Below are 17106 nucleotides of genomic sequence, written 5' to 3'. Positions count from 1 at the left end.
TGTCCCCGCAACCAAACATCAAAATGGCCCGCCTCGCGCGGGCCGTTTTGCGTTGGGAGCCTGGCGCGGCAAGTTTGATCCTCATCGAGCTACCCTACGGCGTGCGGTCTCGGCAGGCGCCGTTTTCCCGTGCTAAACTGCATGGCATGGAGATCGACACCGACAAAATCGACAATGCCGTTCTGGGCCTGCTTTGGCTAACGCTGCACGAAGAGAGGCGCGCCTGGAAGGGAATGGATTGGGATGCTCTGGATCGCTTGCACCAGAAGGGGCTGATCGCAAATCCAGCAAGCAAGGCGAAATCGGTGGTTCTGACAGATGAGGGCCTGCGACGTGCTGAGGAGCTGTTCCGCACCCTGTTCACGCAGCCGGCGCCATGAGCGCCTAGGCAGCAGTCTGCCGATCACCGTCTGGTGGCGCTTCCGAGAGCTGCGAACTCGCATCGAATCCTGCCGGCGGTGCTGCGATGACGGCGTCGATCAACTCACACGGTTTTCCGACACTACCGTCAGCGGAATCTCAAGCCCCCGCCGCAATCCCGTCGCAACGACCGACACCCTGAATTTTCCTGCGAGCGCCTTGTCGAAAATGGCGCCGACGATGATGTCGGCATCGGCGTCGACCTCCTCGCGTATGCGGGTGGCGGCTTCGTCGACCTCGAACAGCGTCATGTCAGTGCCGCCCGATATCGAGACAAGGACGCCCTTGGCGCCCATCATCGACGCTTCGTCGAGAAGCGGGTTTGCGATCGCCGCTTCGGCTGCCTTCCTGGCGCGGTCTTCCCCGGTTGCTTCGCCGGTCCCCATCATCGCGCGACCCATATCGCGCATCACCGACTTCACGTCGGCGAAATCGAGATTGATCAGCCCTTCCTTGACGATGAGATCGGTGATGCAGCCGACGCCGGCGTAAAGGACGCGATCCGCCATGGCGAACGCGTCCGCGAAGGTCGTCTTGGCATCGGCGATCCTGAAAAGGTTCTGGTTCGGGATGACGATGACAGTATCGGCGCTTTCGCGGAGCCGCTCGATGCCTTCATTGGCCGCATGCATTCGGCGGTTTCCTTCGAAGACGAACGGCTTGGTGACGACGGCCACGGTCAGAATTCCAGCGTTGCGCGCGGCCTGCGCTATGACCGGTGCAGCACCGGTTCCAGTTCCGCCTCCCATGCCGGCGGTGACGAAACACATATGCGTTCCCGCGAGATGATCCATGATTTCGTCGATCGATTCCACGGCCGCGGCATGGCCGACCTCAGGCAGGGATCCTGCACCGAGGCCTTCCGTGACGTGCGCTCCCAATTGGATCAGCCGCGTTGCCTTCGACATGGAGAGCGCCTGGGCATCGGTGTTGGCAACGATAAACTCGGTGCCCTGCAAGCCTTCGGCGATCATGTTGTTGATGGCGTTGCCGCCACCGCCGCCAACCCCGATGACGGATATTTTGGGCCTCATCTCCGAGATTGCCGGCCTCGTTGCAGTGTTCATTTGCCGTCTCTCCCCTTGAATGCGCAAGCGCAGCGGTCGGTGGAAGGCTTGTTCCCCGCGCACTGCAAAGACTTTGGACAGTGCGCGAATCAGGACAGCCGAGCGTGACCAAGGGAATCAGACGGTTGAACCGGCTGCAAGTGCAGTATTCGCACTCGCGCATGTTATGCGCTATTGGTTCGCCGCCGGTGCTACGTGTTGCGGCTGACCGAAAATCGTCCGATGACAACGTCTCCCCGTAAAGCCGAGACCGATCTTCCCGTTCTACTTCACGCCCCCGTTCTACTTTACGCCGATGCCGGCAGTCAGGCCGCCATCGATCCTATAGTCCGCACCGGTGCAGAACCCGGCTTTCGACGAACACAGAAAGGCGATGAGTTCCGCCACTTCTTCCGGCTCGCCGATGCGGCCGATGGGGTGGGCTTCGCCGAAGCGCCGGTAGGCGGCCGCGACATCGGCGTCGGTGCCGTTTTCGCCGCGCGCCGCCTTTTCCAGGATCGGGGTGCGGATCGAGCCCGGGCTGACGGAATTGACGCGAATGCCGGAGCGCGCGTGGTCGAGCGCCAGAGCGCGCGTCAATGTGTGGATGGCGCCCTTGGTCGTGGCATAGGCGGCGACGTTCTGCTGGCAGGCGAAACCTTGCACTGAAGCTACGTTGACGATGGCGCCGCCGCCTCGCCTGATCATTTCCGGAATACCGAAATGCGCGGTCAGGTAGATCGAGCCGACATTGACGGACATCGCCCGGTTCCAGATGTCGAAATCGGTGCTGACAGCGGTGCCATACGGATGGACCGCCGCGGAATTGACGATGATATCGAGGCCGCCGAACCGCTCGACACCGGCTGCGACCGCGTCGCGGACCTGATCCGGCACGGAGACGTCGACGGCCACGACCAGCGCCTCGGCGCCGGAGCTGTCCAGTTCCGCTCTCATCGCCGTGTTGGCCGCGCGGTCGATGCCGCAGGCGATGATCGCCGCCCCGCCCGCCGCGAGACGTCTGGCGGTTGCCAAGCCGATGCCGGTCGTGCCCGTCACCAGAGCGATCTTGCTGTCGAATTCCTTCATTGCGAACACTCCTTTAATTTGACTTCCATTGTGGCCCAACAATACGGTTCCGTTTTATCGCAAAGGAAAAGCCTCGATGGAACAATGCTGGCGCTGGTATGGCCCTGACGACCCGGTGACGCTCGATCATGTCAAGCAGGCCGGAGCCACGGGCGTTGTTTCGGCGCTGCATAATATCTATGACGGCCGCGCCTGGCCTTTGACGGACATTTTGGAGCGCAAGCGGATCATCGAGGCCGAAGGGCTGACCTGGTCTGTTGTGGAAAGCATTCCCGTCCACAATTCGATCAAGATCGGCTCGGCGGAACGGCAGCGTTACGTAGGTTGGTACAAGGACACGATCCGTGCGCTCGCCAAAGCTGGCATTGCGACGATCTGCTATAACTTCATGCCAGTGGTCGACTGGACCCGCACCGACCTTGCCTATCGGCTTCCAACGACGGGCTACGCACTGCGGTTCGATGCTATCGATTTTGCCGCCTACGACCTGTTCGTCCTGAAGCGCAGGAATGCCGAATTCGGCTACAGCGCGGCACGTATCGCCGAAGCGGAATCGCGACTGAAGGAACTGAGCGACCAGCAGATCGACAGGATCGAGCGCAATCTCATTGCCGGCCTGCCGGCGACCGAGCGCAGCTACGACCGTGATAGTTTTCGCGAGGCATTGGCGGAATATGACTCGATCGGGCCGAGGGAGTTGCGCGACAATCTTGCCTGGTTTTTGCGCGAGATAATCCCGGTGGCCGAGCAGGAGGGGGTGCGTATGTGCATCCATCCCGACGACCCGCCATTCTCGCTCTATGGCCTGCCACGGATCGTTTCGACCGCCGAGGACGCGCGTTTCATCCTCAACGCCGTCGACAGCCCGGCCAATGGCCTGACATTCTGCACCGGCTCCTACGGTACGCGCGCAGACAACGACATTGTCGGCATGGTCAAGGAGTTCGCCGACCGGATCCATTTCGTCCATCTGCGCAATGTAACCATCGAAGATGACGGCTCCTTCTATGAAGCCGAGCATCTGGAGGGCGGCACCGACATGGCACATGTCATCCTCGCTGTGATGCAGGAAGAGACACGTCGCCGTAGGGAAGGTCGCGCCGATTGGCGGATTCCCATGCGACCCGATCATGGCCATCTGCTCGCCGACGATATCGGCAAGACCAGGATCAACCCCGGCTACTCGTTGATCGGCCGCCTGAAAGGCCTGGCCGAGCTGCGTGGCATCATGCGCGCCGTGGAACGTTTTGAGCTGGCCTGAGGATCGCAACCGGAAGTGGTGCTAAGGTCGATGGCTAGATGAAACAAGCTCGGCCTTGCGCCGCGCCGTCTCCAGCCCGATTGCGATGAAGCGGCGCGCGTGCCGGGCCAGCTCCATACTGTCGGTCCACAGATTGCGCCAGATGGCGGTTTTCTTCGACAGGTTCTCGTCGACGATCTCCGACGAGAAGGATTCGAAGCTGAGGTCGTCGCCATAGCCGATTGCGGTCAGCGCGTCGAAGATCGCGGCGAAGTCGATGTTGCCGGTGCCGAGGAAGCCGCGATGGCTCTCGCCGATATGGACATAGCCGATCTTTTTGGCGGCGTGGCGGATGGCCAACCCGATATCGGCCTCCTCGATGTTCATATGGAACGTGTCGAGATGCAGAAAAATGTTGTCGGAACCGGTGTCCTCGATGAAGGCCATGCCTTGCGCGGTGGTGTTGAGCAGATTGCTCTCGAACCGGTTGACGATCTCGAGGTTGAGCGTGACGCCGGCGGCCTTGGCGGTTTCCGCGACCTTGGCAAGCGTTCCGGCGCTGCGGTTCCATTGATCGCGCGTCGGCGCTTGCGCCTGCAATCCGTGGCTGGTGCTGAGGATGCCGGCGACCTTCCGGCCGCCGAGATCCCGAGTGAGCGCGATCGTGTCATTGAGGACTTCGACGCCGTGCGCGGCAATCGCCTTGTCGGCGCTTGAAATGTCGCCGTCGGGCGGCAGCCCGATGCTGATCGCCACGCCGAGATCGAGGTCGGCGATGCGCTTGGCCAGCCCGCCAACATCGACATTGGCAGGGTCAAGATAGGAGAATTCGATCAGGTCGAAGCCCGCCTCCCTGGTGTTGGCCAGCGTCCGTTCCAGGTCGCCTTGCGCCGAGCTCGCCGACCAGACGAAAGAGTGGATTCCAATGCGCGACATGATCGTCTCCTGCTGCTCGAGAGCATCGGACCCAAGAGTGGGAACCAGTTTGCGAAAAATCCGACGCTCAAACAAAAATTGGTGCGACCGGTCGGCCCGGCCGCACCAGCCTTGGGAGGCTTTAGCTACCGGGCGGCAGTCCAGCCCTTGTAGTCCTTCAGGTTCTCGGCCGTGATCAACTGCGGGTCGAGCAGCACCGTCGCCTCGGCCGGCTTCTTGCCGGCGAGCACTTCAGCTGCCATCTGCAACGATTGGCCGGCCATGACGTAAGGATCCTGCGAGGCCGAGGCCTTGATCATCGAGGTACCGGAAGCGAGTTCCTTCTCGATGTCGGGCGCGCCGTCGACCGCCGTGAAGATGAACTCCGAGCGGTTGAGCTGCTTGGCCGCAAGCTGGGCGCCGATCGCCGTCGGATCGTTGATGGCGAACACCGCGTCGATCTTGTCGAAACGGGTCAGCAGCGACTGGAACACCTTCAGGCCGCCGTCGCGCGAGCCTTCGGCATTCTGGTCGTCGGAGAGGATCTTGATATCCGGGTGCTTCGCAAGCACGTCCTTGCAACCCTTCACCCGCTCGAGGATCGAGGATGATGCCGGGCCGTTCAGGATGACATAGTCGCCCTTGCCGCCGGTGTGGTCGACCAGGTACTGGCAGGCCGCTTCGCCAGCCTTGACGTTGTTGGTCATCACGGTGACGTCGGCGCCCGGCGCCGAAACGTCGAACGCGGCGACCACGATGCCCGCCGCCTGCGCCTTCTTCACCGCCGGCGCGATCGCCTTGGCATCGACGGCGTTGAGCATGATCACGTCGACGCCGGCGGCGATGAACGAGTCGACCTGCGAGACCTGTTTGTTGAGGTCGTAGTCGGCCGACACCGACGTCACCTCGACATTCGGGTTGATCTTCCTGGCGGCGTCCTCGATGCCCTTGATGGTGGCGACGAAGAACGGGTTGCCGAGCAGGCCGACCGAGATGCCGACCTTGTTCAGGTCCTTGGCCGAAGCCGGTGCGACGGCGATGGCCGCGAGGGCAACGCCGCAGAGCAGTTTAGCAATGGTCTTCATTGTTTTCCTCCTGATGCCCCGCGCCTCTCACGGTGCGTTAGATGAAACCGGGTCGTTGACGCCGGCGACTAAGGTCAATCACGTTCTTGCTCCAGCCTGGAGCCTGTAGCGGTCGAGGGCGACCGCCACGATGATGACCAATCCCTTGATGATGTACTGCCAGATGTCCGAAACACCGGCCAGGATGAGCCCGTTGGAGAGCACCGCTATGATCAGGCCACCGATCAGCGTGCCCCAGATCGAGCCGACGCCGCCGACGAAGCTGGTGCCGCCGAGAATGACCGCGGCGATGGCGTCGAGCTCGTAGGACTGCCCAAGCTGCAGCCCGTTGGCAGCGTAGAGCCGGGCCGCCGACATGGCGCCGCCAAGGCCGGCCAGAAGGCCTGAAACGCCATAGACGAAGAGCAGCACCAGCGGCACCTTGATGCCGGTGAGGCGGGCGGCCTCGGCATTGCCGCCGACGGCATAGATCCAGGTGCCGAGCACGGTGCGCTTGAGCACCAGCCAGGACAGCACCACGACCCACAGAGCGATGATGACCAGCCAGGGGATGCCGAACAGCGACCCGTTGCCGATGAAGTCGAACGGCAGGTCCGAGTTGAACACCGTGGTGTCCTGGCCGAGCAGGCGGGCGACACCGCGCACGGCGGTCAGCGAACCCAGAGTGACGATGAAAGGCGGCAGCTTGATGTAGGCGACGAGCAGCCCGTTGACGACGCCGAAGCCGAGGCCGACCAGAATGGCTGCCGGCACGCCGAGCATGCCCCACTCCGGCACCAGCGACACCATCACCGCCACCATCGCCGAGGCGGCAAGAATGGAGCCGACGGACAGGTCGATGCCGCCGGTCAGGATGACGAAGGTCATGCCGGCCGCGAGCACGATGTTGATCGACGACTGCTGGGTGACGATCAACAGGTTGGTCTCGGTGAGGAAGCGCGGGTTCATGATCTGGAAGCCGGCAGCCAAAAGGATCAGGACCGGCAGCATGCCAAGCGCGGCGAAGGCGGTGCGCAGCCGCCGGCTCCTGCCGGCCGCCTGGTCACCCGTGCTCATCTCGGTTGCCTTGTCGGTCATCCCTGGGCCGCTCTTGTCGGTCATCCCGGTGCTGCTCTTTTCGGTCATCCCTTGGCCGCTCCCGTTGCAAGTTCCATGATTGCTTCCTGACTGAGCGGCTGGCCTTCGGATGCCGTCACCTCGCCCGAAATGGTGCCGTCGCGCATCACCAGAACGCGGTCGGCGACGCCGATCACCTCCGGCAGTTCGCTGGAGATCATCAGGATGGCGATGCCCTTTTTGGCGAGATCGTCGATCAGCCGGTAGATTTCCGACTTCGCCCCGACATCGACGCCGCGCGTCGGTTCGTCGAGGATGAGGACCCGCGGTTCGGTTTCGAGCAGGCGGGCGAGCAGCACCTTCTGCTGGTTGCCGCCCGACAGCGAGCCGGCATTGGCCTGCACCGACCTGGTGCGGATGGAGAGCTCGGAAACGGCCTTGGCGGCGCGCCTTTCGGCCGTGGCGAAGTCGCGCAAGCCGCCGGCCTGCGCATCCCTGGCGAGCACACCCATGCTGATATTGTCGGAAATCGACATGTCGAGGAACAGGCCGAGTTCCTTGCGGTCTTCGGTAAGATAGGCGATGCCGGCATCCAGCGCCTCGCGCGGCGAGCCGATCGATATCGGCTTGCCGTCGAGTTCCAACGTGCCTGATGTGCGCCTGTCGGCGCCGAAGATCAGCCGTGCGAGTTCGGTGCGGCCCGAGCCGACGAGGCCCGCCAGCGCCAGCACTTCGCCCTTGTGCAGGTCGAAGGAGCAGCCTTTCAGGAGATTGCCGTCCGATATGCCGCGCACCGATAGTGCGATGGCGCGCTTGCTGTCCGGCGGGCGGTGATCTTTTTTGTAGAAGGCGGAAAGGTCACGGCCAACCATCATCGAGACGAGGCGCGAGGCGTTCAGGTCGGCGCGATCGAGCGTGCCGACATAGCCGCTGTCGCGCAGCACGCTGACGCGGTCGGCAAGTTGGTAGACCTCTTCCATGCGGTGGCTGATATAGATGATGGCGATGCCCTGCGACTTCAGCGTCGCAATCACCTCGAACAGCCTGTCGGTCTCGCGCGAGGTCAGCGACGTCGTCGGCTCGTCCATGACGATGATGCGTGCGCTGGTCGACAGCGCGCGGGCGATTTCGACCATCTGGCGTTCGCCAAGCGACAGGCTGGAGACCGAGGCGCGCGCCGAGAAGGAAACGCCGAGCCGTGCGATGATTTCCTTGGCGCGCCGATTGCACTGGTCGCGGTCGACGATGCCGAACCGTCTCGGCTCGTTGCCGAGGAAGATGTTCTGCGCGACCGTCAGGTTGGGCGCCAGCGACAGCTCCTGGTAAATGACGGCAATGCCGTTGGCGCGTGCCTTGATCGGGTCGCCGGTGGCGACCGGCGTGCCGTCGATCAGAATCTCGCCGCCGGCATCAGGCCGATAGGCTCCCGACAGCACCTTCATCAGCGTCGACTTGCCGGCGCCGTTTTCGCCCATCAGCGCGTGCAGCTCGCCGGCGTGCACAGTCAGCGATACGTCCTGCAAGGCGCGGATCGGGCCGAACGTCTTGGAGATGTGTCGCATCTCCAGCACCGGCTGGCGCTCTGTTTCGATCCGAGCAGCGGCGGTCATCGCGCGTCTCCCGCTGCGGCATCAGCGACGCCTCGGTCGGCGGCGAGGCCGCGCCAGCTATCGCGATAGGGGGCAAGCCCGATGAAGCTTGAAGCACGAACAGGCTCCGGCGCCTCGGCGGCAAATTCGCGTCCAACACTCTCGAAGGCGAGAGCCGCCGCTCCGGTGGCGCTGCCCTCCAGCGTGGCGCCCTGCATGAAGGCCTGGCCGGGACGCAGCTGCGCCAGCAGGCTGGCTAGCAGGCCACCGCTGTTCAGCCCGCCATCGACGATCACCGTGTTGTTCGAACGGACCAGGTCGAGACACAGATCGACCATCAGCGCGACATAAAGCAGCGCCACAGCCGCGCGCTCTTTCGCTTTGGGTGTGCGCCCCACCAGTTCGCCGGGATGGCCAGGTATCGGCCCGCCGGGCGCGAAGCTCGGCAGTGCCATGACGCCGGCGTCGATCACCTGCTGCACGGCTGAGGGGGCGATCGCGCCCTGCCAGCCGGCGCTGATCGTTGCGAATTCCCGGCCGCCCATGAAGCGGATGGTCGGCACCGGGCCGCCATCGACATCGACGTTGACCAGCATGTCGCGGTTGCGATCGAGCGCGTCGAGCGGGCAGTCCGGATTGAGCACCACAACCCAGGTGCCGGTCGAGACGACGGTGACCGGACCAAGCTCCTGCCGACGATAGGCATGGAGCGCCGCATTGCTGTCATGGACACCGTTGTGAATGGCGATCGGCCGTGTCGCCCCGCCAAAGCGCTGTTCGCCGATCACCGCGCCGGCACGCTCGAAGGCGGGCATCTGGCGGCGCCAACCCTCGGCGTCGACCAGCGAGGAGAAATCACGTTTGCGCGGCGCCCACAGATGCGAGTGGCAGCCGAGATAGGAAACCTCCGAGACCGCCCGGCCACCAAAGCGCCAGCTCCAGTATTGTGGATAACCGAGGATCGATTTGGCGGCGGCGAACACGCTTGGTTGCACCGTCTTCAGCCACAGCATGTGGCGACCATAGTTGAAGCCGAGCGGCAGATGCGGCGAGTAGGTCTCGGCAAAATCCGGAATGCGGCGATCGATCTGCGCGGCGATCTCGGCCGGCGGCTCCTGCTCGTAATCGAGGATCGGATGCGTCAGCGCCGCATCGTCAATCAAGGCAAAGGTGCAGCCATGGCCCGAAACCATCAGCCCCTCTATGCCATGGCTGTCGACCGCTTCGCCGACGGCGCGAGCCGCCCAATCGCGAAGCGCTGCTTCGTCGAGCACACTGAAGCCGCCTTCGCGTGTCCAGTTCGGCTGGGTCCGGCGCTCACCCAGAATCTGCCCGTCCTGACCGAAGACGAACAGCTTCGAGTTGGTCTTGCCGAAGTCGAGGACAGCCATCTTCACTGGACGGCTCCCGAGGCAGGGGCGATCCGCACCATGACGCCGGCGTCCTCCAGCATACGCGCGTCGGCGTCGGACAGGCCGTCGTCGGTCACCAGCGTGCCGATGCGCGACAAGGGCAGCGCGACGTTGCGCGCGTGGATCGACAGTTTGCGGCTGTCGGCCAGCACCACGATCTGGTCGGCGCAGAGACTGAGTTCGGCGATCGAGCGGACCAGTAGCGGATGCGATTCCAGCAGGCCCTCCGGGCCGATGCCTTGCGAGCCAAGAAAGAACTTCGATGCATAGAAGGGCACGGCCTGGGTGAGCGAATGGATGATGCCAGGCTCGCGATGAAGTTCACCCCCGGCAATGGTTAGGCTGCAATGGCCGTGGTCGCTCAAATAGGCCACGAGCGGCATCGAGTTGGTGTAGAGCCGGATGTTGCGGTCAGCGAGCTTGACGCCGAGATGGAAACAGGTCGAACCGCCATGCACGATGACGGCGTCGCCATCGCGCACCATGGTCGCCGCGACAGCGGCGATCTGCCGCTTGGCCTCGACCGCGAGATCGCGGTTCTCGTCGTAGGGCCTGGCATAGGCGACGCCCGCCTGCGCAGCGCCATCGAGCGCCGAGATGCCGCCATAGACCTTCCGTGCCTCGCCGGCCTCGTCGATCTTGTCAATATCGCGCCGCACCGTCGCAGCCGATACGCCGAGCCGCTCCTGCAACTCGCGCACCGAGGCGAAGGGGCGATCCCGCAACAGCTCGACGATCTGACGCTGGCGGCCGGAGTCGCTCAACGGATACCCTCCCGAATGCCATTTTGCCACGGCAATTGGTGCAACTTACTCAACCCAAATCAGATTGCAAGCTAGATTTGGTTGTATAAGATCACTATTGACGTAACTTACTCGCATCTGCGATACCAGCGTCACTCGTTGTCCCGGCTACCGGGATCCAAAGCCGTGGCCGCGCGGCCGGTTTGTGAAGGAGTTTCGATGACAATCAACGCGGATGCGCAGGAACTGGCCGCATTGCGGTCGCTTTCGGCCAGCATTGGGCGCGACCCGCACTTGACCCAGGCCGCCGGCGGCAACACGTCGCTGAAAGCCGGCGACACGCTCTGGATCAAGGCTTCCGGAACCTGGCTGAAGGACGCGCTCGCCGAGGACATCATGGTTCCGGTGGCGATCCCGCCGCTGATCAGGGCTGTCGAACAGCGCGACCCGGCCGCCGATCAGCCACAGGCGTTCGCCGTCGAGGCGCTCAACGCCCGCAAGCTGCGTCCTTCGATCGAGACCACGGTTCACGCGCTGATGCCGCAGCGCGTCGTTCTGCATGTCCACTGCGTCGATACCATTTCGCTTGCTGTGCAGGCCGATTGCGAGGCTCAAGTCGCCAAGCGCCTGGATGGTCTCGAATGGGCGTATATCCCTTATCGCCGGCCGGGCCTGCCGCTTGCCCAGGGCATTGCCGAGCGCCTTCGGCCTGGGGTCGATGTGCTGGTCCTTGCCAATCATGGCCTGGTCGTCGCAGCCGAGACCGTCGCCGGCGCCGAGGCGCTGCTGCGTCGCGTTACACGACTTCTGGCGCGGCCGCCGCGAAAAGTGGCGCAGCCCAACGTTGTTGCATTGACGGAACTCATCGAACGCAGCGGTTACAGGTTGCCGGCGGATGTCGAAGCGCATGCCGTCGCGATCGATCCTGAAAGCTGCCGCATGGCGTCAGGAGGCAGCCTCTATCCCGATCACGTCATCTTTCTCGGCCAGGGTTCGGTCGTGGCGAGACCCGGTGAGGACGTGATGCATGTCACCGAACGGCGCGGCACGGCACCGGTAGCGATCCTGTTTCCCGGGCTTGGCGTGCTGATGCGCGGCGACGCCAGTGCCGGCGCCAATGCCATGCAACGCTGCCTCGCCGACGTGACGGCGCGGGTCGACGTCGCGGCGAAGCTGAACTATCTGACCGCCGCCGAGAACGACGAACTGATCAACTGGGACGCCGAGCAATATCGCCAGAAACTCAATGCAGCCGGCAGCTGACATGGCGTTGTCGAGCGGCCCGCTTTCGATTGGCCCAGTTTCGGTCGGAATCGACATCGGCACATCAGGCGCCCGCGCCGTCGCCATGCGGCCGGACCTTTCGATTGCCGCGCGTTCCGCCGTTCCACTCGACAGATTTGGCCAGAACGCCCGCGACCCGTCCGTATGGTGGTCAGCGGTCGGCGCGGCGCTGACGGAACTGCTTTCCGGGATCGATCGCGCGGCGGTCCGGTCGATTGCCGTCGACGGCACTTCGGGAACGTTGCTGCCGGTCGACGGCGCCGGGCGGCCGCTGACCGAGCCGTTGATGTACAACGACAAGGTCGACGACGACACCATTCTGGCGATGATCGCGCGCGAGGCGCCGGCAGCGAGCGCAGCGCGTGGGGCGACGTCCGGTCTTGCCAAGGCACTGTTGTTCCAGCGCCTGTCTGGCGTTGCCGCGGTGCTGCATCAGGCAGACTGGATCGCGGCACAGTTCTCCGGCCGCTTCGACATCAGCGACGAGAACAATGCCCTGAAAACCGGCTACGACGTCGAGGCACGGCGCTGGCCGGACTGGATCGCGGCGACCGGCATGCGCATGGAATTTCTGCCTAATGTCGTCAGGCCGGGCGATGTCACGGGAAGGCTCACCGCGAGCGCCGCGGACCGGTTCGGCCTGGCGCGCGACGTCGCCGTGGTCGCCGGGACGACCGATGGCTGCGCGTCGTTCCTGGCGACGGGCGCTGCGGCAGTTGGCGACGGCGTCACCGCGCTGGGGTCCTCGCTGACCCTCAAAATCCTCTCCGACCGGCCGATCTCGGCGCCGCAGTTCGGCATCTACAGCCACCGGTTGGGAGATGCCTATCTGGCCGGTGGTGCGTCGAATTCGGGCGGCAAGGTGCTGGCGCAGCATTTCTCGCTCGGGCGCATCATCGAGCTGAGTGCGGCCATAGACCCCATGACGGAGACCGGCCTCGACTATTATCCGCTTCCCGCGGTCGGCGAACGCTTTCCGATCGCCGATCCTGCTCTGCCGCCACGCCTGACGCCGCGGTCTGCGGACGACGCCGACTATCTGAAAGCGATGTTCGAGGGCATTGCCGAGATCGAGGCGCTCGGCTATCGCCGGCTTGCCGAGCTCGGCGCGCCTCGGCTGCTCTCGGTGAGAAGTGTCGGCGGCGGTGCGGCAAATCCCGCCTGGACCGCGATCCGGCAGCGCAAGCTGGGAGTCGGTTTTCTGCCGGCGCTTTCGGACGAGGCAGCCGCCGGCACGGCGCGTCTGGCGCTGATGGGGGCAATCGCAGCGGGGCTGTTGTGAGCATGAAACCAGTCGAACATCTCGACGGCATCGGAGCGCTGGTTGAGCGCTATCAGGTGTTCCTGCTCGATCAGTTCGGCGTGCTGCACGACGGCACGAACCCCTATCCGGGCGCCGTGGAGGCGTTGTCGGCGCTGAAGCGCGCAGGCAAGACGATCGTGCTGGTCTCGAATTCCGGCAGGCGGGCGCGGCCCAACGAGGCCCGCTTGCTGAAGCTCGGCTTCGAACCAGGAAGCTGGGATCAATTTGTCTCTTCCGGCGAGATCGCGTGGCAGTCCTTTCACGAAATGGCGATATCCGGAAAGCTGCGCCCAAGCACAAAGTGCCTGCTGATCAGCCGCGAAGGCGATCGCTCGGCGATTGAAGGCCTGCCTTTCGCGTTGACCAGGGACGGCGACGATGCCGAGCTGGTGCTGATCGCCGCCAGCGAGGGCGACCGCTACGACATCGAGCACTATCGCAGACTATTTGCACCGGCAGCGATGCGAAAGGTGCCGTGCTTCTGCACCAATCCCGACAAGATCATGCTGACGCCAGTGGGACCTCGCTTTGGCGCCGGCCAGCTTGCGGATCTCTACGAGAGTCTCGGCGGCAGCGTCACCCGTATCGGCAAGCCCTACACCCCGATCTTCGATGCCGCACTGGCACTGGCGGGCAACCCGGACCGCAGCACCGTGGTCTGTGTCGGCGACAGCGTCGAACACGATGTCGCCGGTGGAATTGGTGCCGGCGTGGCGACTGCGCTGGTGTTGTCCGGAATACTGGCGGACACCCCTGACCTGGCCATGCTTTTCGACAGTCTGGACGCCTACCCCGATTACACCACCGACAGTTTCAGATTCGCGGATTGAGGCCCGCATTTCCCAGGTTTGGGCGCTGCCGCGGTGATCGGCGCAGCTCTTTGGCTGCTGTTGCCAGTTCACATCTTGTTGGTCGGAGGCTATTGATCCCGTATGCGTGATTTCCAACTCCCCGGGCGCTCGCCGGTTCGTGCGACGGAAGCGATGGCCGCGACATCGCACCCTCTGGCGACGCTGGCGGCGATCGAGATGCTGCGGTCCGGCGGCAATGCAATGGACGCAGCCGTCTGCGCGGCGGCGGTGCAGGCGGTGGTCGAGCCGCAATCGACTGGCATCGGCGGCGACTGTTTCGTCCTCTATTGCCCCAATGGCCAAGGCGAAGTTCTGGCCTTCAACGGCTCCGGCCGCGCACCGGCAGCAGCAGAGGCGCAGTGGTATCTGGACAGGGGCCATAACGAGCTGCCTGAGTCCGGTCCGCACGCGGTCACCGTGCCGGGCGCCGTCGACGCCTGGTGCCGGCTGCTCGATGATCACGGCAGAAAGGGCATCGACGCCGCGCTCGCGCCGGCCATACGCTACGCCGAACAGGGTTATGTCGTTCATGACCGCGTGGCCTTCGACTGGGCTGAAAGTGCCGCCTTGCTGGCCGCCGACGAACACGCGGCGCGGATTTTTCTGCCGGATGGAAAGGCGCCGCTGGCCGGCGAGTTGCACCGGCAGCCGCAACTGGCCGACACGTTGCGCATCGTCTCGCGCCGTGGCCGCGCCGGCTTTTACGAAGGCGAGGTCGCCGACGACATGGTTTCGCGTCTGCGCGCGCTTGGCGGGCTGCATGCGCTAGAGGATTTTGCGGTGACGAAGGGCGACTATGTCAGGCCGGTCGGCACATCCTACCGGGGCTACGACATGCATCAGATGCCGCCGAACAACCAGGGGTTGACGGCACTGATCATGCTGAATGTGCTGTCGGGCTTCTCGCTCGGCTCGCTGCAGCCGAACGGCGCCGAGCGCTTTCATCTCGAGATCGAGGCGGGGCGGCTTGCCTATCAGGATCGCGACAATTTCATCGGCGACCAGAACCAGGTCCATGTTCCCGTAGAGCAGTTGTTGTCCAGATTCCATGCGGACCAGCTTCGCGCCGAGATCGATCCGGCGCGCGCAATGACGCATCTGCCACGCCTGGAGCTTCAGCCGAGCGACACCGTCTACATCTCGGTGGTCGACCGCGACCGTAATGCGGTCAGCTTCATCAACTCGACCTTTGGTTCGTTCGGCAGCGGGGTGGTCGGCCCCAAGACCGGCGTCGTCCTGCAGAACCGCGGCAGCAGCTTCCGCCTGGCGGCCGACCACCCAAACCGCATCGCACCGGGAAAACGCCCAATGCACACCATCATGCCAGGCATGGTGACAGCCAAGGGCAGGGCAGTCATGCCGTTCGGCGTGATGGGCGGCGGGTACCAGCCGTTCGGCCATGTCCACCTGCTCACCAACATGATCGATTTCGACATGGACCCGCAGGAGGCGCTGGATGCGCCGAGAGTGTTTTACCGCCAGAACGCAGTGGAGGCGGAGCGTGGCGTTCCGGCCGAGGCGATCGCCGGCCTGCGCGAGCGAGGCCACGACGTGTCCATCCCAACCGAACCGCATGGCGGCGGCCAACTGGTGCTGATCGACTGGGACAAGGGCACGCTTACCGGCGCGTCCGATCCACGCAAGGACGGTTGCGCGCTGGGTTACTGACGATCGGCCGCGCCTTGCGTGCTGGTCCTGTTCAGTTTTGGCGCTGCCGCCACCAGCGCCTTGCCGATCGCCGACTGCGGCGCACCGATGACCGTGCGGGCTTTGCCGCTCTCGGCGACGCGGCCGCCATCGAGAATGACGACACGATGAGCGATGGCGCTGATAACGCCAAGATCATGCGAAATGAACAGATAGGCGATCCGTTGCTCGCGTTGCAGATCGAGCAGCAATTGCAGGATCTGCCGGCGCACCGATACGTCGAGCGCGGAAACCGCCTCGTCGAGCACGATCAGCGAGGGTTTTGTGGCGATGGCGCGAGCAATCGCGATGCGCTGGCGCTGGCCGCCCGAGATCTCGTGGATAGCGCGGCCGGCGAGATCAGCGCTCAGGCCGACGCGCTCCAGCAGAGCGGCGATGCGACGCGGGCGTTCTGATCGGGCTGCGATGCCATGGACGCGCAAAGGATCGTCAAGCACGCGCGCGACGCTGGCGCGCGGATTGAAGGCGGCGAGCGGGTCCTGGAAAACCATTTGCACGCGCGCGCGTCGTGCGCGCAAGGCGGCGCCGTTCAGGGCCAGGAAATCGCCGCCTTCGAAGTCGATACGGCCGGCGTCCGGTTCGATCAGCCGCAACAGCAGCCGCGCGATCGTCGACTTGCCGCTGCCGGAAGGGCCGGCCAGCGCCAGCGTCTCGCCGGCCTCGATGTCGAAGGAAACGTCATCGACGGCGGCGATTGTCTTGCCGCTGCGGCGATATCGTTTCGTCAGGCCGGAAACGGCCAGCAATGGACTGCTCACCGCAACGCTCCCGCCTGCCGCAGCAGCGGTTCGGCGTCGAGGCCGAGATGGGCGTCGAGCAGCGCTCTTGTAGAGGCGTGGCGCGGGCTAGCGACGATCTGCGCCGTCGCGCCGAGCTCGACCAGCTCGCCGTTACGGAATACGGCGATGCGCTCGGCCAGCTCGGCGGCCAGCGCAATGTCGTGGCTGACGAACAGCAGCGTCATGCCGTCCTCGGCCACCAATTGCCGGATCAGCGTAACGATCTCGGCCTGCACGATGGTGTCGAGCGCGCTGGTCGCCTCATCGGCGATCAGCAGTTTCGGACCGGCCGCAATCGCCGCGGCAATCGCCACGCGCTGTTTTTGGCCACCGGAAAGCTCGTGCGGATAGGCGCGCAAGGCGGCGTCCGGGTCGGGAAGTCCCACGCGTTCGAACAGGGTTTTTGCCCTGGCATAGGATTGCGACCAACTGAGGCCGAGATGCGTGTGCGCGACTTCCGCGATCTGCTCGCCAACCGCCATTACCGGATCGAGGCTGGCCGACGGGTCCTGGAAGACGAAGCCAACATCGCGGCCTCCGAGGGGGGTGTGGTCGCGAAGACTGGCAGGTTGGCGATCCGTCGCGCC

At 64.4% G+C, this 17106-nt stretch carries 16 protein-coding genes; 6 read left to right on the top strand and 10 right to left on the bottom strand.

Annotation, left to right across the window (positions count from 1 at the left end):
* Window positions 1-146: 146 nt before the first annotated feature.
* Entirely contained in the window at window positions 147-380 is a 234-nt protein-coding gene (locus NMG80_RS24195; protein ID WP_254020436.1) for a DUF6429 family protein, read from the top strand.
* A 99-nt stretch (window positions 381-479) separates the two neighbouring features.
* On the opposite strand, the gene ftsZ is transcribed toward NMG80_RS24195, so the two are convergent.
* Together ftsZ and NMG80_RS24185 are read right to left on the bottom strand one after the other, a co-directional pair.
* The gene (ftsZ, locus tag NMG80_RS24190) at window positions 480-1487 is read right to left on the bottom strand and encodes a cell division protein FtsZ (RefSeq protein ID WP_254020434.1); all 1008 of its coding nucleotides are present in this window, start codon (window positions 1485-1487) and stop codon (window positions 480-482) included.
* Between the two features lie 282 nt (window positions 1488-1769).
* Window positions 1770-2555, bottom strand: a complete 786-nt coding sequence (locus tag NMG80_RS24185; protein WP_254020433.1) for an SDR family NAD(P)-dependent oxidoreductase — start codon at window positions 2553-2555, stop codon at window positions 1770-1772.
* 76 nt (window positions 2556-2631) lie between these two features.
* On the opposite strand from NMG80_RS24185, the gene uxuA reads away from it, so the two are divergent.
* On the top strand, window positions 2632-3816 hold the full coding sequence (uxuA, locus tag NMG80_RS24180) for a mannonate dehydratase (protein WP_254020432.1): 1185 nt from the start codon (window positions 2632-2634) through the stop codon (window positions 3814-3816).
* Between the two features lie 21 nt (window positions 3817-3837).
* Here the strand turns inward: uxuA and NMG80_RS24175 are convergent, their stop codons facing one another.
* The 6 genes from NMG80_RS24175 to NMG80_RS24150 form a co-directional block, all read right to left on the bottom strand.
* Complete coding sequence (locus NMG80_RS24175; protein WP_254020431.1) at window positions 3838-4731, bottom strand: sugar phosphate isomerase/epimerase family protein; 894 nt, start codon at window positions 4729-4731, stop codon at window positions 3838-3840.
* A 125-nt stretch (window positions 4732-4856) separates the two neighbouring features.
* Window positions 4857-5795, bottom strand: coding sequence for an ABC transporter substrate-binding protein (locus NMG80_RS24170; RefSeq protein WP_254020430.1), 939 nt, complete (start codon window positions 5793-5795; stop codon window positions 4857-4859).
* A 78-nt stretch (window positions 5796-5873) separates the two neighbouring features.
* Window positions 5874-6851, bottom strand: a complete 978-nt coding sequence (locus NMG80_RS24165; protein ID WP_436798668.1) for an ABC transporter permease subunit — start codon at window positions 6849-6851, stop codon at window positions 5874-5876.
* A 65-nt stretch (window positions 6852-6916) separates the two neighbouring features.
* The gene (locus NMG80_RS24160; RefSeq protein WP_254020429.1) at window positions 6917-8461 is read right to left on the bottom strand and encodes a sugar ABC transporter ATP-binding protein; all 1545 of its coding nucleotides are present in this window, start codon (window positions 8459-8461) and stop codon (window positions 6917-6919) included.
* Complete coding sequence (locus NMG80_RS24155) at window positions 8458-9837, bottom strand: FGGY-family carbohydrate kinase (protein WP_254020428.1); 1380 nt, start codon at window positions 9835-9837, stop codon at window positions 8458-8460. Before NMG80_RS24155 ends, NMG80_RS24160 begins: the two co-directional genes overlap by 4 nt.
* On the bottom strand, window positions 9834-10616 hold the full coding sequence (locus NMG80_RS24150; RefSeq protein ID WP_254020427.1) for a DeoR/GlpR family DNA-binding transcription regulator: 783 nt from the start codon (window positions 10614-10616) through the stop codon (window positions 9834-9836). The genes NMG80_RS24155 and NMG80_RS24150 overlap by 4 nt, the downstream gene beginning before the upstream one ends.
* A gap of 198 nt (window positions 10617-10814) precedes the next feature.
* Between NMG80_RS24150 and NMG80_RS24145 the strand changes: the two genes are divergently transcribed.
* The 4 genes from NMG80_RS24145 (at window position 10815) to ggt (ending at window position 15701) form a co-directional block, all read left to right on the top strand.
* The gene (locus NMG80_RS24145; RefSeq protein WP_254020426.1) at window positions 10815-11858 is read left to right on the top strand and encodes a class II aldolase/adducin family protein; all 1044 of its coding nucleotides are present in this window, start codon (window positions 10815-10817) and stop codon (window positions 11856-11858) included.
* A complete protein-coding gene (locus NMG80_RS24140; RefSeq protein WP_254020425.1) occupies window positions 11842-13161 on the top strand; it encodes an FGGY-family carbohydrate kinase in 1320 nt (439 codons plus the stop codon). Before NMG80_RS24145 ends, NMG80_RS24140 begins: the two co-directional genes overlap by 17 nt.
* Window positions 13158-14012, top strand: coding sequence for a TIGR01459 family HAD-type hydrolase (locus tag NMG80_RS24135; RefSeq protein ID WP_254020424.1), 855 nt, complete (start codon window positions 13158-13160; stop codon window positions 14010-14012). Before NMG80_RS24140 ends, NMG80_RS24135 begins: the two co-directional genes overlap by 4 nt.
* Before the next feature lie 102 nt (window positions 14013-14114).
* Window positions 14115-15701, top strand: coding sequence for a gamma-glutamyltransferase (gene ggt / locus NMG80_RS24130; RefSeq protein WP_254020423.1), 1587 nt, complete (start codon window positions 14115-14117; stop codon window positions 15699-15701).
* On the opposite strand, the gene NMG80_RS24125 is transcribed toward ggt, so the two are convergent.
* Both NMG80_RS24125 and NMG80_RS24120 read right to left on the bottom strand, forming a co-directional pair.
* Window positions 15695-16498: an ABC transporter ATP-binding protein gene (locus tag NMG80_RS24125; RefSeq protein WP_254020422.1), complete on the bottom strand. Its 804-nt coding sequence runs from the start codon at window positions 16496-16498 to the stop codon at window positions 15695-15697. The two genes, ggt and NMG80_RS24125, sit on opposite strands and share 7 nt — an antisense overlap.
* On the bottom strand, window positions 16495-17106 hold a 612-nt coding region (locus NMG80_RS24120), incomplete at its 5' end, for an ATP-binding cassette domain-containing protein (protein ID WP_436798667.1). The genes NMG80_RS24120 and NMG80_RS24125, both read right to left, overlap by 4 nt.

It is taken from the genome of Mesorhizobium escarrei, from assembly GCF_935825525.1.
Classification (GTDB): Bacteria; Pseudomonadota; Alphaproteobacteria; order Rhizobiales; family Rhizobiaceae; genus Mesorhizobium; species Mesorhizobium escarrei.
This window is presented reverse-complemented; position numbering and strand designations above follow the sequence as displayed.

Excerpts from the sequence above, each read along its gene's own strand:
- NMG80_RS24185 (WP_254020433.1), bottom strand. The coding sequence starts at position 2,555 with ATGAAGGAATTCGACAGCAAGATCGCTCTGGTGACGGGCACGACCGGC.
- NMG80_RS24195 (WP_254020436.1), top strand. The coding sequence starts at position 147 with ATGGAGATCGACACCGACAAAATCGACAATGCCGTTCTGGGCCTGCTT.
- NMG80_RS24140 (WP_254020425.1), top strand. The coding sequence starts at position 11,842 with ATGCAGCCGGCAGCTGACATGGCGTTGTCGAGCGGCCCGCTTTCGATT.
- NMG80_RS24165 (WP_436798668.1), bottom strand. The coding sequence starts at position 6,851 with ATGAGCACGGGTGACCAGGCGGCCGGCAGGAGCCGGCGGCTGCGCACC.
- NMG80_RS24160 (WP_254020429.1), bottom strand. The coding sequence starts at position 8,461 with ATGACCGCCGCTGCTCGGATCGAAACAGAGCGCCAGCCGGTGCTGGAG.
- NMG80_RS24145 (WP_254020426.1), top strand. The coding sequence starts at position 10,815 with ATGACAATCAACGCGGATGCGCAGGAACTGGCCGCATTGCGGTCGCTT.
- NMG80_RS24170 (WP_254020430.1), bottom strand. The coding sequence starts at position 5,795 with ATGAAGACCATTGCTAAACTGCTCTGCGGCGTTGCCCTCGCGGCCATC.
- NMG80_RS24175 (WP_254020431.1), bottom strand. The coding sequence starts at position 4,731 with ATGTCGCGCATTGGAATCCACTCTTTCGTCTGGTCGGCGAGCTCGGCG.
- ggt (WP_254020423.1), top strand. The coding sequence starts at position 14,115 with ATGCGTGATTTCCAACTCCCCGGGCGCTCGCCGGTTCGTGCGACGGAA.
- ftsZ (WP_254020434.1), bottom strand. The coding sequence starts at position 1,487 with ATGAACACTGCAACGAGGCCGGCAATCTCGGAGATGAGGCCCAAAATA.
- uxuA (WP_254020432.1), top strand. The coding sequence starts at position 2,632 with ATGGAACAATGCTGGCGCTGGTATGGCCCTGACGACCCGGTGACGCTC.